The organism is Candidatus Eremiobacterota bacterium (assembly GCA_031082125.1).
Lineage (GTDB): Bacteria > Vulcanimicrobiota > CADAWZ01 > CADAWZ01 > Ess09-12 > Ess09-12.
The window spans coordinates 38,564-63,772 of record JAVHLM010000035.1; the positions used below are offsets into that span (position 1 = coordinate 38,564).

The 25,209-nt window shown below is 57.1% G+C and carries 16 protein-coding genes; 10 read left to right on the forward strand and 6 right to left on the reverse strand.

Annotated features, from left to right (window positions below):
- Positions 1-70 precede the first annotated feature (70 nt).
- From RDV48_27015 to RDV48_27045, 7 genes are all read left to right on the forward strand, one after another.
- Complete coding sequence (locus RDV48_27015) at positions 71-2,383, forward strand: GAF domain-containing protein (protein ID MDQ7826483.1); 2,313 nt, start codon at positions 71-73, stop codon at positions 2,381-2,383.
- 31 nt (positions 2,384-2,414) lie between these two features.
- Complete coding sequence (locus tag RDV48_27020) at positions 2,415-3,590, forward strand: metallophosphoesterase (protein ID MDQ7826484.1); 1,176 nt, start codon at positions 2,415-2,417, stop codon at positions 3,588-3,590.
- A 90-nt stretch (positions 3,591-3,680) separates the two neighbouring features.
- Positions 3,681-4,541: a bile acid:sodium symporter gene (locus RDV48_27025; protein MDQ7826485.1), complete on the forward strand. Its 861-nt coding sequence runs from the start codon at positions 3,681-3,683 to the stop codon at positions 4,539-4,541.
- Positions 4,528-5,517, forward strand: a complete 990-nt coding sequence (locus tag RDV48_27030) for an iron-containing alcohol dehydrogenase (protein ID MDQ7826486.1) — start codon at positions 4,528-4,530, stop codon at positions 5,515-5,517. The genes RDV48_27025 and RDV48_27030 overlap by 14 nt, the downstream gene beginning before the upstream one ends.
- Before the next feature lie 30 nt (positions 5,518-5,547).
- Positions 5,548-6,726 (forward strand): radical SAM protein, encoded by a 1,179-nt coding sequence (locus RDV48_27035; GenBank protein MDQ7826487.1) that lies wholly within the window; start codon positions 5,548-5,550, stop codon positions 6,724-6,726.
- 31 nt (positions 6,727-6,757) lie between these two features.
- Positions 6,758-9,232 carry a hypothetical protein gene (locus RDV48_27040; GenBank protein MDQ7826488.1) on the forward strand — a complete coding sequence of 825 codons (2,475 nt, stop codon included), beginning with the start codon at positions 6,758-6,760 and terminating at the stop codon, positions 9,230-9,232.
- A 149-nt stretch (positions 9,233-9,381) separates the two neighbouring features.
- Positions 9,382-12,822, forward strand: coding sequence for an alpha amylase C-terminal domain-containing protein (locus RDV48_27045; GenBank protein ID MDQ7826489.1), 3,441 nt, complete (start codon positions 9,382-9,384; stop codon positions 12,820-12,822).
- On the opposite strand, the gene RDV48_27050 is transcribed toward RDV48_27045, so the two are convergent.
- Positions 12,809-15,163 carry an HNH endonuclease signature motif containing protein gene (locus RDV48_27050; GenBank protein ID MDQ7826490.1) on the reverse strand — a complete coding sequence of 785 codons (2,355 nt, stop codon included), beginning with the start codon at positions 15,161-15,163 and terminating at the stop codon, positions 12,809-12,811. The genes RDV48_27045 and RDV48_27050 overlap by 14 nt on opposite strands.
- 470 nt (positions 15,164-15,633) lie before the next feature.
- Between RDV48_27050 and RDV48_27055 the strand changes: the two genes are divergently transcribed.
- A complete protein-coding gene (locus tag RDV48_27055; GenBank protein ID MDQ7826491.1) occupies positions 15,634-15,987 on the forward strand; it encodes a hypothetical protein in 354 nt (117 codons plus the stop codon).
- 12 nt (positions 15,988-15,999) lie between these two features.
- Positions 16,000-16,233, forward strand: a complete 234-nt coding sequence (locus RDV48_27060; protein ID MDQ7826492.1) for a hypothetical protein — start codon at positions 16,000-16,002, stop codon at positions 16,231-16,233.
- Positions 16,234-16,398: 165 nt separating this feature from the next.
- Here RDV48_27060 and RDV48_27065 read toward each other — a convergent pair whose 3' ends face one another.
- The 4 genes from RDV48_27065 to RDV48_27080 form a co-directional block, all read right to left on the reverse strand.
- Entirely contained in the window at positions 16,399-17,001 is a 603-nt protein-coding gene (locus RDV48_27065; GenBank protein MDQ7826493.1) for a hypothetical protein, read from the reverse strand.
- Positions 17,002-17,196: 195 nt separating this feature from the next.
- Positions 17,197-18,840, reverse strand: coding sequence for a cobalamin-dependent protein (locus RDV48_27070; protein ID MDQ7826494.1), 1,644 nt, complete (start codon positions 18,838-18,840; stop codon positions 17,197-17,199).
- Between the two features lie 16 nt (positions 18,841-18,856).
- Positions 18,857-20,272, reverse strand: a complete 1,416-nt coding sequence (locus RDV48_27075) for a radical SAM protein (GenBank protein ID MDQ7826495.1) — start codon at positions 20,270-20,272, stop codon at positions 18,857-18,859.
- Entirely contained in the window at positions 20,269-21,399 is a 1,131-nt protein-coding gene (locus RDV48_27080; GenBank protein MDQ7826496.1) for a HAMP domain-containing protein, read from the reverse strand. Before RDV48_27080 ends, RDV48_27075 begins: the two co-directional genes overlap by 4 nt.
- A 164-nt stretch (positions 21,400-21,563) precedes the next feature.
- Between RDV48_27080 and RDV48_27085 the strand changes: the two genes are divergently transcribed.
- The gene (locus tag RDV48_27085; protein ID MDQ7826497.1) at positions 21,564-23,258 is read left to right on the forward strand and encodes a tetratricopeptide repeat protein; all 1,695 of its coding nucleotides are present in this window, start codon (positions 21,564-21,566) and stop codon (positions 23,256-23,258) included.
- 7 nt (positions 23,259-23,265) lie between these two features.
- Here the strand turns inward: RDV48_27085 and RDV48_27090 are convergent, their stop codons facing one another.
- Positions 23,266-24,948, reverse strand: a complete 1,683-nt coding sequence (locus RDV48_27090) for an ATP-binding protein (protein ID MDQ7826498.1) — start codon at positions 24,946-24,948, stop codon at positions 23,266-23,268.
- Positions 24,949-25,209 lie beyond the last annotated feature (261 nt).

Sequence of the window (25,209 nt, forward strand, 5' to 3'; positions counted from 1 at the left end):
TCCCTTAATCCATGGGTAAGGTCTTTTAGGGAGATTTCACTGGCAGAGTAACCGGAAGTGTGGCTCATAAATGGATAATTTTGATCTCGTAAAAAGACGCTTCTCGCTTTTCATGTGGCCTTCCCTTGTAATTCTCTGTATCCTTGCCTTTCTGACTCCCCAGGGGCGAGGGAACTGGGTTCTTATTGCCTTTCTGGTGGCTTTCGGCGCAGCGGTCAACAGCACTCTTGCCCTCCCGGCCATCCGCCCCAGGATTGAGCACACCATATTCCTTATCATCACGCTGGTCTCAGTGATTATCATCGCCTTTATCTCAAGCTTCTCGACGGTTTTTCATCCCCAGGGCTATCTTTTTGCGATACTCCTCCTGTTGGCGAATGCCTACTTCAGCACTACCGAGGGAGTCATCATACTGCTGTTCATGATCGCCTCTGACGCGATCCTGGCCCTTATCTATGCGGGCACGATAGAGAAAGCCCTCGATCATGCCCTGATTTCAAGAGTCCTCACGTACACAGTCCTTGGCTTTGTCTCAAGCTTCCTCTTCCAGGAGAGCAGGAGGGAGTTCAGGGAGCTTGACGGCGAGCTGCGAAGGCGGAAGAAGACCACCATGGATCTTGAACAGATGAAAGACGAGTCCATGATGGCAAGGCAGGTGCTGGAGACCGCCAAGGAGTCGCTGGAAAGCAGGAATGCCCAGAAGGACAAGATCCTCAAGATAACGAGGATCCTCACGCAGACCCTTGAGCCGGACCTCATTGCATCGCAGATACTCGATGTCCTCAAGGGAGTGGTGAACTTCAGCTCGGGGAGCGTGTTCCTCGCTGACAGGGAGAAAAACGAGATATACTGCTCAGCCGTTGAAGGCGGCATGGAGCATGAGTGGAAGATCCAGCTTGAAGATCCCTCCCTCAATATCCCGGGAATTATCATCAGCAGAAACCAGCCAATTACCATCGATGACACGGAGCGTGACCCCCGCATCGCAAGGGATGTCTCCGCAGATATGAAGTCGGCCCTTTATTACCCTGTCGCCATTGATAATGACATCTTCGGGTGCATATGCCTGTGGAACAGGGAGAAGAATGCTTACAGGGGCCTGAACCAGGAGTTCATGTCGCAGGTAAGCTATGAAGCGGCGAGGGCCCTCAAGAACGCCGAGCTCTACAAGACTCTGGACACAAGGCTGAATTTCATCGTGGCCCTCTGGAACACTTCAAAGGAGCTCTCCACCTTTATTGATGTCTCTTCCCTCGAGAGAAGCCGCATGCTTGAAAAGGTCCTGGCGAAGATCACGGTGCTTTTCGAAACTGACGGGCTGGTCTTCTACACTTATGCCGATGAGCAGAAATCTCTCCTTCCCGCCGTGGTGCTCGGTGCCGCAGGCGGTGAGCACCCTGTGGAAGCGGCGCTGAAAAAGGATCTTGCAATCAGCGGCATCACCATCTCCGAAGGAATGCTGCTGAAGGAGCCCCTGCAGATTGCCGATGTCTCCATAAGCTCCAGGCGGGCGATTTTCAAGCCTCTCGCCACCCTCACGGGGTCCACTTCGATTTTCTGGTATCCTCTGCTGGGGAGGGACAAGGCAGTGGGAGCCCTCATGCTCTTCTCTCGAAAGATAAGAAAGTGGACCAAGGAGGAATCCCAGTGGGCCGACATTTTCTGCAGCATGTTCTCGCTGAGCCTCGAGAATATGAACCTTGTGCAGAAAATCTGCGACGACAGGGACATGCTGGAGGTTGAGGTGGCAAAGAGGACGGAGCAGCTCCGCGAGGCCCTCAGCAGGCTCAAGCAGTCATCGCTTGAAACCATCTACAAGCTCGCGAAGGCCGCGGAGTTCAAGGACGAGAAGACAGGCTTCCACGTGCTCCGCGTGGGCCACTATTCCCAGATTATCGCCCTTGCGATGGGCACCGACAGGGGCTATGCCGATTCCATCCTCAATGCCTCGCCGATGCACGATGTGGGCAAAATCGGCATCCCTGACGGGATCCTGCTCAAGAAGGGGAAGCTCGATTCCGATGAGATGACGATAATGCAGAAGCATACCGTGATAGGCTCCCAGATCCTCGCAGGCTCTGATTCTGATCTCATCAAGCTTGCCGATATGATTGCCCTTACCCACCATGAGAAATGGGACGGCAGTGGCTACCCCAAGGGCCTCAGGGAAGAGGAGATCCCCCTGGCGGGGCGCATCACGGCCCTTGCCGACGTCTTTGACGCCCTCCTGTCAAAAAGGCCCTACAAGGACTCTTTCACGATGGAAGAGACCCTCAGCATCATCGAGAAGGGCAAGGGCTCCCATTTTGACCCGGCGGTGGTGGAGGCATTTTACAGGTCCCTCGAGGAAATTGAGAAGGTCGCGGAGCATTATAAGGACTGAAGTCAGAGGTGCCAGGGAGTGCCGGATGCATGTGAAAAGAAGAAGAGCCAGGGCTTCGTTGTTTGTTGCGGCGATCCTCATCGGACTTCTCTCCGCGGGATGCGGAGGCGCGGGGACAGACCAGGCCTTGTACCGCCAAGGCGGAGACAGCTCCTTTTTCTCTTTTGCCGTCATCGGTGACAACCAGGTGGGCTACCAGGTGTGGCAGCAGACGATGCTCACGAACCCCAGCTCTGCCAATATCCCGCAGCTCCGCCAGTCTCTCGCCGATATCTCGAGCCTCTCTGCCATACCTTCAATGCTCTTTTTCTCAGGCGACCTGGTCATGAACGAGGCCATGGACAGCGGCGAGACCCTCACGGGGCAGCTCGATGCCTGGCAGAGTTTTTACCGCTCCCAGGAGCTCTCGCGCCTCATCCCCCTGGTCCCTCTCACGGGGAATCACGAGGTGGTCTTCTATGACGGCACCCTGAATGCGGAAGCGCCCAATCCCCCGGCATTTCAAGCCTGGACCGCATGGCTTCAGAAGAACAACTACGCGACATACGGGGGAAACGGGCCTTTACCCCAGGGGGCGAATCCCGACCTTCTCGTGCTCGATGAGAGCCTCCTCACCTACTCCTTTGACAGGGGAGTGCTTCATTTCGTCATCATCAACTCCGACACCATGAACACCACGACGGACCCGGAAACTGGCCTCACCACCCTTGGATGGATCCCCATCACCTGGATCGAGGATGACATAAGGAAAGCTCAGGCGAAGAGCTCCACGATGGCCATACTGGTCTTGAGCCACAAGACCATCGAGCCGCCGCCTGACTATCCCTACGCCTACTCAGATATCATCAACACCCCGGACTATCCCTTCGGTGCAAGGCTTTCCAGGGTGATGAAGGAGAACAGCAAGGTAAGGCTTTTCCTTGCGAGCCACTACCATATGTGGAGCGCCCATAAGCTTGACGGGGGCCTTGGGGTGTGGCAGGTGATGACGGGGAACGGCGGCGCTCCCCTGGAGAATAGCTGGAACCCCCAGGGAGGCACTTACTATGGATTTACCGCCGTGGAGGTCTATGAGAGCGGGAAGCTCATCGTGAAGAACTATGGAAGGCCCCTCCCGCCTGCTCCCCAGAAATTTTATGAAGCCACGCCCGTGGCGCCCCCGCCTGCCACCCTGCGGGAGACCATCGAGATTCCGCCTGCCTGGTGAGCATGACCCCCATCCCTCAGTGAGCCCTGAAGGTTCCCGGAGTCTTTACGTTGAAATACTCTCTATCCTGATGGGGAAGGAGGCTGATCGGTGGAGCACCTGTATGATCTCTTATCCTGTATTTTTTTTGCCTCCGCGATGCTTTCCATCGGCATCACCGTCACAGGCGGGCAGATAATCGCATCTCTTAAGGACTACCGTCTCGGCGCACGGGTGCTCCTGGCGAACCTTGTGCTTGTCCCAGGCCTGGGCCTCCTCCTTGTAAGGCTCTTTCAGCTCTCGGTGGACAACACCCTGGGGATACTCTTCATGGCATGCGCCCCTGGAGGACTCAATGCCATAGAGTTTACAGGCAGGATCAGGTCACATCTTGCGAGCGCCGCCGGCATACTTTTTCTTCTGAACGTGGCCGCCCTTGCTTTCACTCCCCTCCTCATCCATGTCCTCATCTCCTGCCCCATGCTTGTGACCCTCCCTTACCTGCAGATTGTGCTGTTTCTTGTCCTGGGCCTTCTGGTCCCTCTCCTCTGCGGGTGCGTCATTTACCGGCGGTGGCCGTCATTCTCCGACAGGATCAGGAGGCCTCTTGTCCTGACAGCCGACGTCTCCTTCCTGGCAATAATGCTCATCACTCTTGTCATCAAGAAGAAAGCCACCCATCTTGTAGGCGACGCGACCCTCCTGGTCATCGTTCTCTTGACCCTCGGCTCCCTGGCCATAGGGTGGATCCTGGGGGGGCGCGACGGGGAAATGAAGAAGATTCTCGCCGCCACCACCAGCATGCGCAACGCGGCTCTCTCCCTGCTCATTGCCGTTGCAGGCTTCTCCATGAGAGACATGGATGTCGCCATCGTCGCATCGGCAGCAGTGATGTTCACCCTGAATAAGCTCTTCTTCCTTGCTCTCAGACTCAAGGACAGAAAGAAAGGCAAGAACAGTGAACCTTCCTGAGCTTGTCATCTCTGAGAAGACCGCTTCCGGCCTTCTCGCGGAATTCCCCCTCCAGGGAATGCTCCTTGTGGCCGACAGCCACAACGGTCCCCTTGCCGAAGCTTCCGGTTTTACAGTGAAAGTCATCAACAGCCACCATGAGATTCACTTTAATGACGTGGACAGCTCCCGGTTTACAGGCGTGATAGCCCTGGGGGGATGCAGCGCGCTTGATGTGGGGAGGTACATTGCCGGGGGGAGACCCTTTTTCGGCATTCCCACCATACTTTCCACAAGCTGCATCAGCGTGAATATAAGCATCCTCAGGTCTCGCCAGGAAGAGCGCATGGTGAAGACAGTGACGCCTGAAAAAACCATCATCCCCATGGGCACCATATTGAGCACACCCCGCGATGAGCTTGAAAGATACTCGGCGTCGGGGCTCGGCGATCTCCTTGCGAATATGAGTGCTTCCATCAATTACGGCTATTCTCATGGGGACCTCTCCTATGAAAGGCTGAGAGAGAACGCCGCCCTTGCCTTTGATGCCCTCGGGTGGATAAGGGACTCCTTCACCGCTTACGACCGCCCGGCCCTCGTGCGGCTCGCAACGTATCTTCATGATTCATCTCTTGAGGTGATCCGGCGCGGATCACCGGAGCTCTCTGCCGACTTCGAGCACAGGTTCTACGAGACGATAATAAGGCAGCAGCGCTATTCAAGCACCATCCAGACCCATGGCTTCCTCGTAATGCCGGGGACTCTGATGAGCGTCTTTGTCTACGAAAAACACTCTGAGCCCCGGGGCCTCACGGAGCAGCTGAAAAAGGCCTGCTGCAAGGCAGGCATCCCGGCTTCGTACGGAGAATTTGGGAAATACGGCATCGCAAGGGAGCACATTCTGGAAGCCCTTGGGGAGCTGAGGGACGGCCCGTCGCTTGTGGCGCACTCCCTCAGGGAGGAAGGAACAGCCTTCGTTGACGAGCTCCTGTCCTGACCTTATTTTTAAGGGAATCAGGCCTCTCTTATGAAAATATTACGTGAAGAGCAGAATGGCGCCATTCTCTACGATGACAGCACCTTCGGCTACCTGTACACCGCCGATGTTGAAATGGCCCGGAAGGCCGCCGGAAGGGTCATAGACTGCGGGGGGCCTTCTCACGGGCGCAGCGATATTCTCCTTGCCCCCATAAGGATATATTTTGAGCTCACCACAAGGTGCAACCTGGCATGCCTCCATTGCTTTGCCTGTTCTTCACCGTCAGAGCCCGAGGGAATGGAGGGCGCCACGGTCTTACGCCTCCTGGAAGACCTGGCCCGTTCAGGCGTTATAAATGTCAGGTTTACCGGCGGCGAGCCTACAGCCCGCAGTGACTGGCACGAGATTATGGCTTATGCCCGCTCACTGGGCCTTGTGACTTCGCTGAGCACCAACGGCGTCTTTGGTGATCCCGATGACACAGTAAGGAAAATTGCCGGGCTTTCCATCGGGCAGGTCACGGTGAGCCTCGATGGCTCCGAGCGTGAGCATGACGCGCTCAGGGGCGAAGGCACCTTCCGGCAGGTCATCCTCACCCTTCTGAAACTCAGGGAGCGGGGCCTTCAGAATGTGCGGATAACGACGGTGCTGTCAAAAAGGAATCTCCATTCCCTGGCGGGTATCACAGAGATTGCGGCGCGGCATGCAAAGGTCCTCAATTTCGTATGCACGCGGCCCGTAGGAAGGGCATCCCATGACGGCGGCCTGCTTCTCTCCTTCGATGAGCATTACAATACGGCCAGGGAGGTGCTCCGCCTGAGAGAGCGTCACAGCCGCCTCCTTATCATTCATTCTGATCTCCCGCTCCCCACGGAGCTCGCTTCAACGGGAAGCCCGGCATATCAATCCACTTCCCTCTGCGTGGCTGCCGACGGCACCATATGGCCCCACCATTACACCGTGCACCAGACAGGACGCCTTATGCTGGGACGCTTTCCCCAGGACAGGCCCGTTTCCCTGTGGGCTCACTCGGTAAAGCTCGACGGGTTCCGTGCCTGGACGGGTGCTCTCCTCGCGCGGTGCCGCCTCTGCAGCGAGATGAACAGGCGCTGCGCCGGGATACAGTTCGAGATGGAGCTTGCGAAGGTCCTGGGCCATATTGAAGAGAATCCTTATTGCAGAAACAGGGAAAAAGCCCCCCATCCCTGGGACTATATCCCCGCGTGAGAACAGAGCAAAGTGCAGGAGATACTGCCCGATGAAAAGCAAAAAAGAGAGTTCCCTTCTGGCGCTTGCTCTTATAGGGTTCATACTCAGCTTCACCTCCAATTTCTTCATCATTCTGAGCTGCTCCCTTTTTCTGAAGACTGTGGGGCCTTCCTATATCCCCTGGTACTATATATTTTTCAACATGCTCTCGATGGCGCTGGGCTTTTTTCTTCTCTCCAGGGAGATATCAAGCGCCAGGGGCCTCAGGGCAGGCCTTCTGCTCATGGCAGTGATTTTTCTTCTCACTTCCCTTCTCTTTGAGCGTTATCCCTGGCATGCAATTTTTTCCATCTACATCTTTTCCACCCTGAATTTTATTTACTCTGTCATTTTTTACTGGAACTACATCAACACGCTTTTTTCCATAAGGGACCTCAAGCGCTACACGGGCTTCTTCACTGCCGCGCTTTTCACGGGAACCATCTCGTCAGGCCTTCTCATCAACCCCCTTCTCTCCGTGCTGCCCGAGAAGATCTGCTTTCTCCTTGCCGCCCTGGTCTGTGCCTTGCTCCCTGCCTTGCTCCCTGCAGCCATAAAGCTTCATCAGCAGACGGCACCGCCGCCACCCCACCCCGGGGAGAAGCCGCCCCTCCTGCCATCTGGCCTCCTGGCCATAAGGATTTTAAAGCTGATGATCCTCTTCACCCTGCTTTTCGGGTTTATACGTTACCTTGTGGATTACCAGTTCTACCGCATCATTGCCTCAAGCTTTTCTGATACGCGCTCTCTTTCAGGCTTCATCGGGCTTTTCACCTCGGTGGTGAACTCCATTATCTTTCTCTGGCAGGCAGGCTTTCTGCACCGCGCCCTCAGGCATTTTTCCGTCTCTTCCCTCTATGCCTTCATTGCGGCGGTGTTCATGACCATGGCGGCCCTGTGCCTGGCCTGGCCTCAGCTTGCCGCCGTGACCGCTTTCCAGGCCTGCTCCATCATCATGTTCAAGGCTCTCAAGCAGCCGTCGCAGAACATCCTTATAAAGTCAATTGCCGCTCCCATGCGGGCCAGGGCCAATTTTCTCCAGGGCGGCATTGCTGAGTCATCATCGGTAATGGTGAGCGGCGTGATGATAGCGGCCCTCAATGTTTTCCATGCGCCTCCCCAGATCTTTTTCCTGATTGCCCTCACAGGTGCCCTCCTCTCCCTGCTCCTTGTGCCGGGCCTCAACAGGGCATACCTTGAGTCCCTTCTCCGAAACCTCATCCCGGCGAGCGGCAGGCGGAGCGCGGAGAGTCCCGGAGAGCCCATGCTCGTCCTTGGGGGGGAGAGCCCTTCGAGCACCAGGGAAATCGCGGTTCTCATCAGGACCACTACTGATACGGAAAGGCTCCTGAATATCCTGTCTGCTCTCACCCATATAGGCAAGAAGGATGAGATCTCCCAGGAGCTTGCGCAGGTCCTCGCAAGGAACCCCACAAGCCGCGTGGCTGCAGGCATTATTGATATTCTGGCCCGCTGGAGAGCCGATGAACGCTCATGGGATGTCCTTCCCTTCCTGGGCCATGAAGATCCCGTGATAAGGGGGAAGACCGTGCTCTACCTCATCAAGATTTCAAGCCAGGAAGCCCATATCGAGACGGCCGTGAGAATCCTCTATGAGATGAGTGTATCCGGTGAGGCCCCCGTGAGACGCGTGGCCCTGTCCATCCAGGGGGAGCTGGGGCTTGCCTGCTTTGCCCCGTCAATAGGGGCGAGGTTCTTTGACCCCGATATCAGGGTGCGCAGACAGGCCCTCGTGGCAGCCGTGAAGATCGGCGCCCCTCCCCTCCTCGTGCCCTTCCTCTACAGAATGAGGGAATACGAGGAAAACAGGCGCCTTGCCCTTCTCATCAACTCCATCATATGGAGAGTCACCGGCACCTTCAGGAACGAGGTGCTCGCGATGACGGCACCCCTGCTCCTCAAGGACAAGGAGCTCGTGCACCGGAGCATTACCGGGCTGGAGAGCACCATGGACCTTGAGCTTGCGGCGAAAGCCCTCAGGTCGCTCCCCACGGCACCTGCCACGGCATTGATTGAGCTGATAGCCTCGAGCACTCTCCAGGATCCCCTCAGGAAGGCTCTTGAGAGGAGCCTGGAAAAAAAGGAGTTCTCCTTTATCCCCCTTATTAGGTACGTGGTGGCACGGCCCCACCAGGCTGCCCTTGCCCTCTTTTTTGAAAAAGCCCGCACCTCGGGAATAAGGGAAATCCTCTCCTCGGAGTTCTGTGATGAAGCCAGGCCTTATCTTGAAGGCCTGCACCACCGCTGCAGGCGCCAGAAGCTTCTCCACCTCGGCATTATCATTACTGTGGGATATGCTCACACTGATGCTTTCATGGGTCATCTGCTCTCCGGAGACGCCCGCGAGGATCTGGCGGCAGAGATAGTAGAATCATCAGGCGGTGACAGGGAGCTGAGCACCATGGTGATGCGTCTCATAAAGAACACGGGGGAAGAAGGCTCGACAGAGGCTCCCGCCCTCTAACCTGAGCGGGCTCAGCAAAGATTGCCAAATTGTTAAAATTTCGCCAATGGCCTTTTTCCTATTGCGGGAAACGGCACGGTACTATATGATAACGGTAGGTATAGATATCCTTTTTCTGATATACTCCTGGAGCGCAAGGGGGACTGCACATGAAAATACATGGTAATGATCCATCAATTACGCCCCGCTATGATGCGGGCAGCCTCACAGGGCCCGCGGTGCCCTGCGAGGAAGATGCGGCACAGGCCGAAGCGCCCCGTGACGAGATAAAGCTCGAAGGAAAAAGGAGTCTTGACCCCGGCAACGTGCCCCAGGCGCTCAGGGCACAGGCCAAAGGCACCACGGCGGCAGCAGGTGGCGGGTCTTCATCGCAGCTTGAATCGGCAGAAGGAAGCTACTGGGTGGAGGACCCCCTTAAAGATGTCGCAGAGAATCTCCCCCGCCTTTACCGGGTCCCTTCCACACAGTTCACGGGCGACCTCGCCAGGGTCAACGACGCCTTGGCCCAGGAAATCGTAGATGCCATAATGGCGAATTCCAGGAAGTGGCCTACCACCACTTTCGTGTATGATGCCCGCGAGGGCCCCCAGACAAAAAACATAAAGCTCGTAGGCTCTTTCAACCCTGCGACGGGCCAGTACGATCCCCAGTGGAACCAGGGGAAAGGAGTCGCCATGTATGACGACGGCACCCATGGCGATGCCAGGGCAGGCGACGGCCTCTATACAGCCCAGGTGCAGCTTGATCCATCCCAGCCCCGCGAGATTCAATGGGGCGCAAAGGGTGACGTGTTCAGCCGCGACGGGAAGCTTGTCTCGGCTGACCGGTGGCTTGTCATGACGGAAGAGCCGCCACGGTTCTCCCTCCAGGACAAAGAAACCACCCAGACCTATGCCCCCCTCTCCAACCATCTGATGGGCGTCCACAAGACCGGCGATGACGGTGTGACCTTCAGGACCTGGTCCCCCGAGGTGGGAAAAGGCGACCTCAATGATTACAAGCTCCATGTGGAGATTTACAATGACGCCACGGGTCATATGGAGCGCAGCGCCCCCATGGTGAAGGATGAGGCCACGGGAAACTGGAGCCTCGAGCTTCCCACAGGCTGGGATGAGCTTGAGGGAAAATCCTACCAGTACGCCGTGCGGAATGACAAGGGCGAGCCCCTCCTCTCAGGCAAGGAGAAGAAAGCACCCGTCATATACAGCGATCCCTATTCCCGCTACCTCCAGGGCCAGCAGCGCGGTCTTGAGCGGATTTTCGTCGATCCCATCCATGGCGTCGAGACAGGGTGGTATAATGATTCGGGGAGCGGCGGCCCCAATTACACCATCAACCCCCTCTGGGGGCGCTTCACCGTGAACGGCCATGGCGACGCTGACAAGGTGGTGCTGGTCCTCAAGGATGAGCAAGGCCGCCAGCTCTCGAAACAGGAGCTTCTTGAACGCATTGGCTCACCTGATCTCGTTCCCTATGACAAGGCGACGCCTCAGCAGAAGCGCAACGCCGATATCCTTAAGAGCTGGCAGCTCGACCTCTCGGGTAAGGTGACGGCGTACAGGTGGACTGACGGTGCAAAGGATGACGGCACTGTCGAGATGAAAAAGGCGGGCGATGGCAAGGGATCGGCATGGGTGGCCACGATCAATAATTTCCCGAAGCTCGAGGGCCTCCAGTACGAGTTCCAGGTATACAAGGACGGGAAGCTCGTCGGCGACAGGAATACCGACGGGGTCCTCCAGGATGGCGAGAGGCGCATGACGCCCTTCAACGACCCTGTGGGAAATGTCATCTCGGCGAGGCCCGGGGCAGAGCGGCGCTCGGTGATAAGGGAATCCAGCTTCCAGTTCAGGAATGACGGGGTGCCCCGCAAGGAGACCGACTACCGCAAGTTCGTGATATACGAGGCCCACGTGGGCTCCTTCATGAGCGCCAAGGACAACGCGAACCCCTGCAACTTCCAGGATCTCATCAACAACCTGGACTACATCGAGAAGACAGGGTCCAACACCATAGAGCTGATGCCCTTTGCCGAGTTCGGCGGAAGAAGGGACTGGGGCTACACGCCTGACTATTACTTTGCCGGTGCGGAGAGCTACGGCTTCGAGCTCCCCCGCGACAAGGCCGTGGAGCTCGGCGTGTTGAGAAAAGACCAGGACAGGGACAAGGAGAGCGTATGGGTGAGCGGCACCGATGCCATAAAGGTCTTCGTCGATGAAGCCCACCGCCGCGGCCTTAACGTGTTCTCCGACGTGGTCTACAACCATGCCTCGGGCAAGGCCGACGCCGACAACCCCCTCTGGCAGATTGACGGCGACAAGCAGTCATTCTTCAAGTGGTGGGGGCAGGCGGAAAGCAACACGCCCTGGGGGGCCAAGCCTAATTACAGCTCCCAGGCCGTCAAGGATTTCTTCGCCAACAACGCCGCCCAGCAGGTCAGCGAGTTCCATCTTGACGGTATCCGCTTTGACTTCACCCAGGTTCTCCATGACACGGGAAATACTGCTGAAAAGCGCGAGGGCATGAACACGCTGCGCCAGATAAACCGGTCGATACGGTTCATCAGTCCCGACGCTTACACTTATACCACTGCCGAGGACTTCACTCACAACTGGCTTGTGGCTGCCGATCTCGACAAGAGCGAGTGGCAGGGCCAGGGTGACTGGGCGATGGAGAAGAAGGGGATGGGCTTCTCGTCGGTGTGGAACTCATCATTCCATCACGATCTCCTCGGGGCAATCGAAAACACCAAGCCCGAGAAGAACATGGACACCCTCATGGGCTCCGTGCTCGGCCATTACGGCGTCACCGGCTGGGACAAGGGCGTCGTATTCTCCCACAACCACGACGAGGTGGGAAACTCGGGCTCATGGCTGGTGAGGGTCGCTGCCCACAGCAGGGATGACGCCAAGGTGATGGAGCCTTACCCGAGGGCCGTGGCCCGCTCGGCTGCCGCCATTACCCTCACCGCCGCCGGCGTTCCCATGGTCTTCCAGGGCGAGGAGTTCGTGGCGAACAACGACTTCAAGCATGGCGTCACCTCCACGTGGGGAGCCGATTACCGCTGGCTTGACTTTGACATCACCCCCGACAGGCTCGACAATTTCAAGCGGATAGCGGCCCTGCCCGCCGCCGAGAAGAAGAAGGAGAAAGCTCAGCTCTCCCCCGAGGACCGCGGGCATTTTGAGCAGTACGACACGATGACGCCTCAGCAGAGGAGTGACGCCGAAGGCCTCTCGAACAAGGCAGGCCATTACACATGTTACAAGGATCTCATTTCGTTGCGCGGCTCCTCGCCGGCTTTCACGGCCGACTCCGAGATCAAGAGAGTCTACACCCACAACCTGGACAGGGTGATGGCCTATGAGCGCAAGGGCGGCAATGACGATTATATCGTGGTGACCAACTTCGCCGCCACGGATCGCCAGGGCTACAAGATAGATCTCCCGCCGGGGAACTGGAAGGAAGTCTTCAACACCAACGCCCGCGCGTACGGGGGCTCCGGCCTGGGAAACGGAGGTGCGGTTTACGACGCCGCCAAGGGGATGACGCTCCCCCAGGGGAGCACAGTGGTCTTCAAGAAGGTGTAGTCCCCGCGGGGGCCTCTCCTTTCACCCTGCAGCCCCTGTGGTAGACGAGGAAAGGCCTGCTGTCTTCCGAGAGGGAGCCGAAGATGAAGGTGAGGCTGTGGGGTCCCCCCCTGCCCCTGACGGTGAGCGTCCTGAGGCCGTGGAGGATGTGAAGATGGTGGGCTTCACAGAGGGTGACGAGGTTCCACTCGTCATCGGTGCCGCCCTGGGAGCGCCTGATGATATGATGGACATGAAGGTGCCTGCGGCAGCGGCAGCCGGGAGCCTGGCAGCGGAAGCGGTCGCGCTTGAGAATCTTGTGGTGATGGGCAGCTTTCTGGATCTTCCCCTCGGCAGTGAGGTAGTCGGCCAGGAGGGCTGCAAGGAATCTTTCATCAGCGGGAGCCCCTCCCTGGATATCATTGGTTGTGACGGCGGCTTCTGAGTGCTCCTGAGAGGCAAGAAAGGCCAGTGCGGCGGTGTTCCAGAGCCCCCATAGATCTCCGGGAAGAAAGAGTTTTATCGTCATGGTGCCTCTGGCTGCCGGGGAAGAACCGCCTCCCTTGAGGATATCCACGAGGAAAGTCTCTTCGGGATTGGCACCGTGAGGGATGGTGCAGATCTCCCTGACCTCCTCCAGGCTCGCACACAGCACGGAATTTTTTTCAATTTGCCCCAGGTGAGTATGACCTCTTTCACCGGCACACAGAGAAGAAAATTTTTCAACCCTGCCCTCGCGGATGGAGGCCTCAGCAGCCAGCATTTCATCGATATCGCTGAAATGATTCCAGGGCTCATCGAAGCGCCTGTCGCGGACTTCCAGGGACTCTTCGTCATCCTCGGAGAGGGGCCACGCCGGGGCAGTCGAGGGGCCGCCGTACCACGACCCGGTCCTGATGCTGTCCCTCACCTCGAAGGGAAGCTCACGAGAGCGCTCATCCCTGATATAGCGGAAACCGGGGAGGAGGGTATAATTCACCGCCGCGAAGCAGTCGTACTCGATGATCCGGGCGATGCGCCCCGCCTCTTCCCTGAGGTCCGCCGTGGGGACCGCCGCGGCATAGTCTATCCATGCCTCCTCGTTTTTCCCGCTCACCAGGGGAAGAATGAGCATTGCCTGCTCCCTCGTGATGGTGCCGTTCCTGAAGGCCTTTTCAGTGAGGGAGTGACGGCGGAAGCCATTTGCAATGGCAATAGACTGGCGGGCCCGGGCTTTGGAGATGCCGCACCGCACCTCTCCATACTCCTCGACTGATTCAAAGCCGAAGCCTGTAAAAAGCTGCCTTGAGTGCATCGCCCGCAGCAGCATCCCCGTAGCCACGTCAAGCCTCTGGCGCATCGAAGCGGCCCTGATGAGCCTCTCTGCGACGGCCCTGATGGAACTGCTGCCGGGCTCCCCGCCCTGCAGGGGAGCCTCCAGCCACGAAGGGAAATAGATCTCCCAGGGCATCTCCCACGGCGATCTCTCAGACTCCGGGGCGTCAACCCCTGTGCCTTCCGGAAAGGCCTCTCCCTGCGCATCGCCTTTGACGACCCCTGCGCCAGCAGAGCCCTTCCCTTCCCCCTTGCTCCTGTAAAATACCGGGAGGCTTCCCTTCTCATCAAGGGGTGCAGGACTGAAGGCGAATTTTCCAGAGGCTGCCCGGTTGGCGAGGAGGGCCTCGACGAAGCCTGAGACAGGCCCGTCATAGTGCTCTTTGTCCCTGAAGAGGGAGAGGGCGAAATCCCAGGTGAGGGCAAGCGTCGGTGATACGCGGAACTGCATCATCACTCCCTCGTCGCCCTGCGCATCAGCAGCAGAGCCTGTGCCTTCACTCCTTTCATCGCGCTCCCTCTCTGCAAGGATATTCCTCACCTCCCTCTCAAAGCTTCCCACTGAGAGCTTCTGAGCCTTGGCAAGCAATCCAGCCTCATTCTCTGGTGTGACGACCCGCGAGAGGTGCCTCAGGGCGCTCCTGGCGATCCTGCCCTCAAGATAGGCCTCCCTGGTGAGGGGAAGACTCTCGAGAAGCCGGAAGTTGTGCATCAGCTCTGACGCCGTGCGTCCCGACATGGAAAGATGCTCCACGGCAAAAGCTGCCATGGAGCGGTAGCCCAACCGATCAACTCCTTTCGTCTTGAGATTCACAAGAAGGCCGCCCAGGTGGATGTCAAGGGCGAGGCGGCCGCGGACTGCCTTGCAGAGAGTGAAATCTATCCGGGAAGCCCGCTCATCACTGTCGATGAGGGGAGGGCCCCAGGTCAGGTCCTCGGTGAGCTTTTCCGCCTCGAGGAGAAGGCCTTCCCTGGTGATCTTCACCATGGAGGCCGCCCTGTCGCGGGCTTCGGCGGGAAGCTCATAAGGCTCCGGGAGGAGAAGCATGTCTTCACAGTCCTGAGAAAAAGAGGGACCGGCAAGGAAGATGAGCTCTTCCTCATCAGGGAGCAAAACTTCATGAAGTGCAAGAGAATCAGATGTATCCATATATTGATAATAACATATTTAACATGCTAAATCAAATCATTTAGTGACAAGAAAGCTTATTGATATTGGGATTGAAGGTCATCGCAGGATGCCATCCATAGCGTCTGGAAGGCACAAAAAGGTGAAAAATGACCCCAAAGACACTCTGGTGACCTTCAGGTGCCTTTTGCACTGCCGTACGGCCCTGGTGCAGGGCAGGTCAGGCATGAGAGAATACTTTTTGCCCATTTTTATCTTGTCGGCGTTGCGTTCATTTTTGTGAGGAGAGCATTCCGTTTTCCAGGCGGGGAAAATTTCCCGATTTGATACATTCACGGCTGGAGGTAATCTTCACGAGTATTTTTTCACAGCCGGAAGGAGGACAGGGAGTGTGGCTTAATCTTCAAAACACCGCAGGCACCTTCACTTCTCAGACCTTCGACGCCGGCGCCGGAAAATCGGCGGATTTGAAGAGCCTCTACTGGACCGACGCCTCGACGGACCCTGAGCTCAAGTTCCAGGTGGCAGTCAACGAAGACAATGCGACATGGAAATATGTGGGCCCCGACGGCAATGAAGGCAGCTACTTTACTACGCCGGGCCAGGCGATCACCGCGCAGGCGCCGATCAAGGGACGTTACGTGAGGTACAGGGCATACTTCGCCTCTGATACCGACACGCTCACGAAGACGCCGGTCTTGAAGTCCGTCATCATGGGATATACCGTGGTGGATCTTATTTGACGACCGGCGGAGATGCCAGTCAATCAAACCGGGGGCACCTTGCGGCATGGTGAGGTGCCCCCTTCACCGCCCGGCCCTCTTGTGGCGAGCCCTGTCGCTTTTCACCATGTCAAGGCCCTCCTCTTTTCCAAGGGCCTTGAGTCCAAGACCCAAGAAGGCACAAGCCATCTCTTCAACCTGCACTTTGTGAAAAAGGGCATATTACCGGCGGCCTGCGGCAGGCTTCTCTCGAGGCTCCAGAAATAAAGGGAGCTGGACGATTATGATCCCGCATGCGTGTTTACTGTTGAAGATGTGAACATGGAGCTTGAGGAAGTCACCGGTCTCATCGATGGCGTAAAGAAGCACCTCACGCAGACTGGGTTCCTGAAGAGCTTAGTAAAGGGCTGCTCCCCGGACTCCCCTCCCTCATTAGGCGGTGATCTCGGCAAGCACCACGAGCAGGGCTTTCCCCGAATAGCGGCCCTGCCCTGCCCTCTGCTGGAATTGGCGGAACCATTGCGCTGTGGAGGGGATGTGAAGATCAGACGAGTACCCTTCGTCTACCGGACACCCTGTGCACATTGACATGGCAGATGCATAATAAGTGCTCTCGTCAAAGATCCAGCCAAGGTTGGCGCGGAGAAACTCCTCAAACTCTGCAATGGTCGGAAAACGATCCTTGTAGAAGCGTTGAGCCCGGCGTGCATAGAACATCTGGCCTTCTCCGTCCTGCGGGATCGCGAGGGAACGGGGTTTCAGAGAAGTAGAGGGCCCCTCATACCTGGGATTCTCGCGTTGCGCCCGCTCTATGATGTCTTCTACGATGAAATCGAACCAGACGTAGTCATTTGGAATGAAAACGGCGCCCGTGGCCAGATCCAGGGTCACACCTTCATCACTCTTTCTGACCGAGCGGATTTTGGACCACGGGACGCGCTGGATTTTCTTGCCCAGCTTCCAGACGAGCTCGCTCTTTTCGAATTCAATGCAGTCACCGCCGTGTTGAAGTCCCAGTCTTGGATAGTATGCCATGAAGTGCCTCCTGGCTCAATTGACAGGATTATTGATTCTCGCCATATTTTGATTTTAACTACATGGGATCCTTCAGCCCTCCCTGTGACTTGTTTTCACTCAGGCAGAATTCTCCGAGAACCTCCCGGAGCCTCAGAAGCTCCCTAAGCCTGCCTGAATGCCATTTTACACAGTCGCCCGTGGGATTCCCGGGTTTTACTGCCTCATCTCTTCGATGAACTCCTCGCAGATGCCGCAGAGGCGATTTCTCGGCCCCTCCTCCCCTATCCCCAGGCACCTTGTCCTTATTTCTCCGTATAAGGCGGCGCAGTGCCCCCTGAATGCCCTGTCGCGCTCCAGGAGATCCTTCTCACTCTCGCTGCTGCGCGCCACGATGTCCAGCAGATAGTCAAGCTGACCTTCCTTGAGGGCGCTGTTTTTCTCCTTCAGGTATGAGAGCAGCGATGGCTCGAGCTTTCTTTCGTACTCGGCGCCGTTTCTTATCAAGTAGTTGAGCCTGAGGCCGCAGTGCCGGAACAGCTCCGCCGCGGGCCCCGCGACGCGGTGAAGCTTCGCCACGTCAGGATCCTTGAACCGGTAAGAGTATTCCATCAGGTTCTCAGATACGCCTGTGACAAGCCCCGCTTCCATGGCTTTTTCAGCGAGCACCGTGCCCTTCTGGAGCCTCAGCACCTTGAGGGGCGTGTTCACCATGGCGATGATACCGGTGTCTCTGAGGTTCCTGAAATTTTCGGCAAGCTCCGGGACAGTCACGAAGGGATCAAAAGGGATGAAGCCTGCCGAGCATGAAATCGACAGTTCTCTCAGCATGCCCGCTGCCGCCGTTATCTGCGAAACCCTGGAGCCCTTGCGGTAGCGGCGGAGCTGAGTGTCCGAGAGCGATTCGATGCCTATGAACACGTGGGTGAGGCCCTTCTCCACGAGGCTCTCCAGGAGCCAGCGGCGCTCCCTTGCCCTCTCAGGCGGATCTCCCGGTGAGATGATGTCCCTCACGTTGACGTCCACCTCGAACAGGGCGATGAAGGGGAGCTCTCCGAGCCCTGCCAGGAAATCCTTCAGAAAGGTGAAGTCATTATCAAAAAAGTCCTCGTCGCTGAATCGGAAGCGCCTGATGCCGAATTTTTTCTCGATTGACGCCATTCTTTCCAGGGTCCGCTCCAGGGGGAAGCGCCGGCAGCCCCTGTTCCCGCAGTGGGCTTCGCCCTTGGTGCAGAACGAGCAGCGGCGCCGGCATCCCCTCCCCGACTCAAGCCAGAAGTCGCCGTCCGTTGTTATGCAGTGGCCGGTCAGGTCATCGAAGGGCTGGCTGTGGTATGACGGGAGATCGAGAGGCACTGCGGCATTTCTTTGCAGGGCTCCTCCTTCATCAAGGTATGAAAGGGCCGGCACCTCATGGCGCGGAATCTGGCCCGCAATGTGCCTGATAAGTGCCGCAAGGGGAATCTCTCCTTCGCCTCTCACCACAAAAGCCCGGGGATAAAGGGAGAGGAGATCTCCATCAATGATGGATGGGGCGATCCCCCCGAGAACCGCGGGGAAGGGCGGATCGTCTGTGCCAATGGCTTCCATGAGCTTTTTAAGCTCAAGAAGGGAGTCAGTCTTCATCGAGATGCCGAGAAGGTGGGGTGAAAAAGCCCTGAGAGATGCCGCGATTTCGCCTATGGAAGTGATGAAGGTATCAAAGAGCCTGATTTCAGGTGCCAGGGCCTCCTTGACGTAGCCCGCAAGGGTCGTTACGGCGAGGGGATTGAAATAATGGATGGGCTTTCCCCAGAGGCCTTCTCCCTGGAGGGACACAAGGGCCAGCCGGAACGGCCTGGCCGCTCCGCCAGAGGTCATCGGTAAAGGTGCTTCTTCACCGGCCATCGGCAGGGACACTCCTCTCCCCAGCAAGGGCAAGAATCCCGGCGGCGGTGACTTTCTGGCCTTTCTCTATCATGTTGTAAGCCATCTTGACGAGCTCGACGATCTCCCTGTGATTCAGATAAGGGTTTATGTCGCTCCCGGGAACGGTGGAATAGAATGCCACGTGCTTTTCGCCGAAATCATCGGGACCGCTTATGTCGTCTGGGAAATAGCTGTAGATGCCCGAATTGAAGGCTTGAATCGAAAACTTCCCGGCAAGCTCGGTGCCGGGGTACACAATGAGGGGAAAGAGGGAGAACTGCCGCATGCCGAGGCTTTTGAGCTCCACGGCAAGGTTGATGGTGTCGGCCATATCCTGGGGCGTCTCGTCCGGGAAGCCCACCATGAAAAAGCCCTTGGTGACTATATCATACCGGGACAGGTACCTTATCTGCTCCCTGAGCTTCCCGATATCCAGGAATTTCCTGGTTTCCTGCTGCCTTCTCTCGCTTCCCGTCTCCACGCCGAAAGCAACGAAGTCGCACCCCGTCCTCACGAGGTCATCGATGGCGGAGCTGTCGAGGTGATCAATCCTCCCTATGCAGTTATAATGGATATTGAGTGACCCGACAAGCCTTATGAACTCATCGAGCCATTTCCTGTCGGAGAAGAACGAGTCGTCCAGGAAGCCTATGTTGGCGCCGGCGTAACGGGCGCACTGGTATTTCATCTCCTCGATGACTCTTCCCGGCGACATCCTGCGCATCCTCCCGGGCCACAGGAGCGGCGTGGCGCAGAAGACGCAGCGGTAGGGGCAGCCCCTCGAGGTGGTGAGAAAAACCGAGGGAGGCGCCTCCCTTGCCTGCTGGTATTCGAAATAGCTCTCCATGCTTATGGGACTGTAGTCAATGAAGGGAAGGCTGTCCAGGTCCTCAATGAAGGCCCGGGGCCCGGTGCGCCGCGCTTCCCCGCGCTCCTTGATGCAGAGGCCGTCAATCGAGCCCCACGAATCCCTCGAGGGCGCCGAAACCGTCTCCAGGAGGGTCATTTCTCCCTCTCCTGCCACCAGGCAGTCGGGCTCAAGCTCATCAAGGATGCGCTCCGGCTCGATGGTGGCCGATGGGCCTCCACCGATGAGCACCGCGGCAGGGCAGGCCTGCCTGAGCTCTTTTATCAGCTCCCTCGCTGTTCCGAGCGAAGCGTGGTAAAGGGGAATTCCCACGAAGGCCGGCTCAAGGGCCTTGATTCTCCCCACCAGTGCCTTCAGGGAGAGGCGGAGGGAGACGGCGTCAAGCACGTGGGCAGTGACGCCTCTGTGGCGGAGAAAGCTCGAGAGGCACAGGAGATTGACAGGGGGCTTCAGGTCCATCCGGTGCTCCTGCCCCCAGACAAGAGGCGGGGCGACAAGGACTGTCGGGCCTGTCACGGCGTCGTGTCATCTCCCTTCCATTTTTCGTTCCAGAGATTTTCTATAAGCCTGTTTTTCTGGAGCTTCTCGGCCATCTCGTTGTAGGACTGCACTGCCTCGCCGATCTCACCGAAAGCCCGCTCATGGATTGAGTACGAATAGTTCCCCTTCCCCACTTCCCTTATTCCCTCCACGAGGGCATTGATTGGCTTCACGAGGAAATTACCCAGGGCGGCGCTTATCAGCAGCGCCACCAGGAATGAGATGACATTTATGGCCACAAGCTCCGACAGGAGCGTCGAGAAGAGCTTCTCCTTCATAAGGCATGACGTGGCCACCAGCACATAAAGATGGGCCTCCTCTATCTCCTTAATGGTGTAGAGATAGGGTTTGTCTTCCATCCAGAGCAGGGGGCTTTTCCCCTGGAGGTTGGCCTTGAGGGACTTGAGGGGGAATTCCGTGAAGGCTTCAGGTATGGCTCCCTCACGGCCGAAGACCCTTCCTTCACCGTCCAGCAGGCAGATAAAGCCCTGGTAGGGCGGCACAAGGCTCTTCATGAGCCTCGAGAGCTTCGGGTTGTGGACAAAGATCCCGCAGCTTGCAAGGCCTGCCACCGCCTTGTCGCTGCCCTTGAAGATAGGAGTCACGTACGCGATGAGAAGCTGGTCCTTTCTGAAAAAGGGTTCCGTGTAGCGGGCCTTCCCGTCCTCCAGCACGTCGAGGGCCACGTGGGTGAACTCGTTCCTGAGCTCATGAAAGTTTTTCGAGTGCGTCTCGGAGCGGTCGATGTTATCGAGGTATTCCACCGATCTGAGGGTGCCCTCCCTGTCGTAGATATAGATGTTGTAAAAGAGGCTCACGAAATCAAGAAAATACCTGCTGATCTCTTTCATCGCGGCGCTGTCCATGGCCTGTACCGAGGGATTCTTCGCCAGAACCGATGCTGCCCCGCGGGCATCGGCCAGGTGCCCTTCTATGGTCTGCTTGAGCAGGTATGCCGTGTTGTTGATCTCCCTGTCAAAGGTATCGTCAAGGACTTTCTCCGCCTCGAGGTAATTGGCCACGCCCATCACGAGGGACGTGACGAGGGAGATTGCCACGAGAAAGAGAAAGACCTGGGCCCTGATGCTTCTGAAAATTCCCATAGAGGGTATTTCCTCAAAGTGAGAGGTACCCCTTCAAGGGCAGGCACTTTTTCACCCCATGCCCGGGGCGGCGCCCTTCAGTTTTCCAGCAAAGAAGGAGCCTGTCACCGCCTTTCCCGAACATGGAGTGAGGAATATAATAGAGTCACCTGGAGGGAGCTGCCATGAAAAAACTTGCCGTCATCGTTCTTATTCTGGTCCTTGTGGCGCAATGCGCCATGGCGCAGGGCAATGAGCAGGATCTGAAAAAACTCAACGAAAAGGCCCAGTCCCTCGTGAGGGAGGGCAATTACGGCGGCGCCGAGGAGGTCCAGCGCCAGGCTGTTGCCCTGGCGGAAAAAATATACGGGCCTTCGGCGGTCCAGGCTGCAGCTCAGCTTCAGGCACTCTCACCGATCCTCAGGCAGCGCTCCCTCTTTGATGAAGCCCTCCGCTCCCTGATGAAGGCCATGGAGATCAAGGAGAAGGCCCTGGGACGCAGCCACCCGGAAGTGGCCCAGAACCTTATGATGCAGGCTGACCTGCTGAGAGTGACGGGAAAATACCGCGAGATGGAGCCTCTTTACCAGAGAGCCCTCCAGATAAGAAAAGCCGCCCTGGGAGGCCAGCATCCCGACGTGGCCTCGCTCCACATGAACCTTGCCGACCTCTATAAGCTCCTGGCCCGTTACGAGGAGGCGGAGCGCCAGATAAGGGAGGCCATTGCCATAAGGGAGAAGGCCTTCAGCGGGGGGGCTCATCCCGAGGTGATTTCCGCGTACGGAGCCCTTGCGGACGTGGTGCGCATCGAGGGGAAATACCAGGAGCAGGAAAGGCTCCTGAGGGAGATCCTTGCAAAAAGGGAAAAGCAGTATGGCCCCGGCCATCCCGACGTGGCTTCGGCGGCTTCGTCGCTTGCCGACTACCTGCGGTCGCGGGGGGACCTGAAAGAGGCCGAGTCCCTCATGAGAAGGGCCCTGTCCATAAGGGAGCAGACCGCGGGAAAAGAGAGCCCCGAGACGGCTTCATCCTGTACCGCCCTCGCGGGCCTTATGAAAAGCATGGGAAATTACGGCGCTGCCTATGAGCTTCTTTCCCGGGCGAAATCCATCAGGGAGAAGCTTTCCAGCCCTGAAGGGCTTGACGTGGCGCCCGTACTGATGGCGCTCACGGACCTTTACCGAACCCAGGGGAAATACGCCGAGGCAACACAGGCGGCATCAGGTGCCCTTGCCATCCAGCGCCATGTCCTGGGCTCTCACCCCGACGTGGCGGGAACCCTCATGATCCTCTCGGACCTCTCAAAAAGCCAGGGGAACTTTGCCGATGCCGGGTCTTATCTCAAGGAGGCACTCGCCATAAGGGAAAAGGTCCTGGGCCGTGATAATCTTGAGACGGCTGCAGCATTCCAGGCAATGGCGCAGCTTATGAGGCAGGAGGGGAAGTTCACGGAGAGCGCGGATTTTTTCACCGAGGTTGTCGCCATAAGGAAGAAAGTCCTGGGTGCCCACCCCGAGACGGCATCGGCACTGAACGGCATGGCAGAAGTTTACCGGTCTGCGGGAAAATACCGCGAAGCCACGGAAAAGATGAAGGAGTGCCTCACCATCAGGGAAAAAGTTTTCGGCGAAGTCCATCCTGAAGTGGCTTCGAATCTTCTGGCTATCGCTGACCTCATGAAGGGGCAGGGCATGTTCCAGGGATGCCCGGAGCTGATCACAAGGGCGGTGGCCATAAGGGAGAAGATCTACGGCAGGAGCCATCCCGAGACTCTCAGGGCCCGCGAAAGCCTCATGGACTATTACCGCAAGGTGGGCAATTTCAGGGAGGCCGATGTGCTTGACGACCTCATAAGAAGGGACAGAAAGAGGGAGCCGTAAGGATCACTCACGGGCGGCATGAAGCATAGGCCGCAATGGGGAGCGTGAAAGAGAAGACGGTGCCCCTCCCCGGCGTGCTTTCCATTTCTATCGTGGATCCATGGCCTTGCAGGAAGCTCCTGACAATGTAGAGGCCCAGTCCTGTGCCCCTGCTTCCGCCGGGAGATCCCACGAACTTCTCGAAGATCCGCTCTTTTATCTCGGGCTTGATGCCGGTCCCTGTGTCCGAAACCCGAAGGATCACACTCTTGTCGTCACCTGAGGGAACGGTGCTTATTTCGATGCGGCCGCCCTCGAGAGTGTGGTGAAGGGCATTGATGATGAGGTTGTGAAATACCCTTATGATCCTGTTCCTGTCGATGAAGACCATGAGCCTGCGGTCGCAGCAGGCGGAGATGGCTATATTCTTGAGGTTCGCCAGGCCTTCAAAGGTCTCGAGGAGCTCGTTGAAAACATCCATGAGAGCCATGGGCTCCCGCAGGTAGGTAATGCGCTCTGACTCTATCTGCTCCGCTTCCAGGACATTATTTATAATATTCAGCATGAGATTTCCCACGTTTTTGACGATGGCCACGTTCTTCCTCACGTCGGGCCTGTCCTCCACAAGCCTTCCTATGAGCTGGGTATAGGCCATAATCGAGGCGAGGGGGCTCTTGAGATCGTGGGTAAGAAAAGAAAGGAACTCCTTCCTGGTACTCTCGAGCCTCCTGGCGGCAAGCTTCTGGGACGTGATATCCACTATGCAGATGATGACCTTGGCAAGGGATTCCTCATAGCCCGGCACGGCGGTCCACCGGAGGTAAATGTGGAGCTTCTCGCCTTCCAGGGTCTGGTTGACCGTCTCCTTCTCGAACTCGGTCTTTCCCTCTGCTATGGCGATAAGCTCTTCCTTCACCTCGTCGTAGCTTTCAAGGCAGAAGAATATGGCCAGGTTTTTCTGGAACTCCTTCTTGTTCTTTGCCTTGTAGAGCTCCAGGGTCTTCTCGTTCACGTCGATTATCTTCACGAGCGACGCAAGCTCGAGGACCGATTCGGGGTGGACGTCAAACCAGGCCCTGAAATCTCTCACCCCCGTGGAGCGCAGCTCCTCAAGAGCCTGCTTGATCCTTGAGAAGTCCTCCTCCCAGAGGGAGATGGGGGAATTCTCAAAGAGGTTCCGGTATTTCTTTTCCCCCTCCGTGGGGAGAGGGGCGGCAAAGGAACGGGGAGCGGCCTCGGTGATGAACATTCTAAAGCAAAGGTCGCTTTCATGCTCCTCAACACACATGATATCCACTGTCGCATGACAATTGCTCCCGTCGCCGGTGATGAGCAGAACGCTGCATACCGCTCTTTCCCCGTCATAACGGGCTTTCTTCAGGTGCTGCTCATAGGCTTCGTGGTATTCCGGGCATATGAAGCCGCCAAAATCCCTGTCAATAAGAGCGCTTTTCTTCATCTTGAGGAGCTGAGAGGCAGTGCTGTTTGCCTTCCTTATGATGCCTTTCCTGTCGAGGCAAAGAAGGCTCACAGGGGCGTGCTCGAAGGTCTCTTTGCATTTCTCAATGAGGCTTTTCAGGCGGAGCCTCTCGCGGAAGACTTCCTCGAGGCCCCGTTTGAGCAAATCAAGCTCTTCCGGGCACTCCTTAAGGTTTTTCCTCTTTTCATGCACCCTGAGGGACTTCAATGGCAAAAAGCGGCTTTTCTTCAAGGCTATCTCCCCTATGGGGGCGGGCTTTCAAAAGAGAAGGGCTGAGCATGGCAAAGGAAGATTAATACAGTTCTGACGACATGATAAAGCAAAGCTGTGACGAGAGCTGCGAAAATACCTGAATGGAGAAGATTCTTAAGACTTATTTACCCCCACCCACTTTTTATATTCTACACGATTTTCATTAATCTTTCAAGGCTGTGAAGGGAGAGCCCTGCATAACTCGCAATGAAAATGCCTGTGGGAGATTGTGGACACAAC

What these genes read in the sequence shown, in the direction of transcription:
- RDV48_27015 (MDQ7826483.1), top strand. Translation starts at nt 71, where the DNA reads ATGGATAATTTTGATCTCGTAAAAAGACGCTTCTCGCTTTTCATGTGG.
- RDV48_27035 (MDQ7826487.1), top strand. Translation starts at nt 5,548, where the DNA reads ATGAAAATATTACGTGAAGAGCAGAATGGCGCCATTCTCTACGATGAC.
- RDV48_27040 (MDQ7826488.1), top strand. Translation starts at nt 6,758, where the DNA reads ATGAAAAGCAAAAAAGAGAGTTCCCTTCTGGCGCTTGCTCTTATAGGG.
- RDV48_27045 (MDQ7826489.1), top strand. Translation starts at nt 9,382, where the DNA reads ATGAAAATACATGGTAATGATCCATCAATTACGCCCCGCTATGATGCG.
- RDV48_27050 (MDQ7826490.1), bottom strand. Translation starts at nt 15,163, where the DNA reads ATGCTTCTCCTCCCGGAGCCTTATGAGCTTCCCGCCGAAGCCCGCGAC.
- RDV48_27060 (MDQ7826492.1), top strand. Translation starts at nt 16,000, where the DNA reads ATGCCAGTCAATCAAACCGGGGGCACCTTGCGGCATGGTGAGGTGCCC.
- RDV48_27065 (MDQ7826493.1), bottom strand. Translation starts at nt 17,001, where the DNA reads ATGGCATACTATCCAAGACTGGGACTTCAACACGGCGGTGACTGCATT.
- RDV48_27070 (MDQ7826494.1), bottom strand. Translation starts at nt 18,840, where the DNA reads ATGACCTCTGGCGGAGCGGCCAGGCCGTTCCGGCTGGCCCTTGTGTCC.
- RDV48_27080 (MDQ7826496.1), bottom strand. Translation starts at nt 21,399, where the DNA reads ATGGGAATTTTCAGAAGCATCAGGGCCCAGGTCTTTCTCTTTCTCGTG.
- RDV48_27085 (MDQ7826497.1), top strand. Translation starts at nt 21,564, where the DNA reads ATGAAAAAACTTGCCGTCATCGTTCTTATTCTGGTCCTTGTGGCGCAA.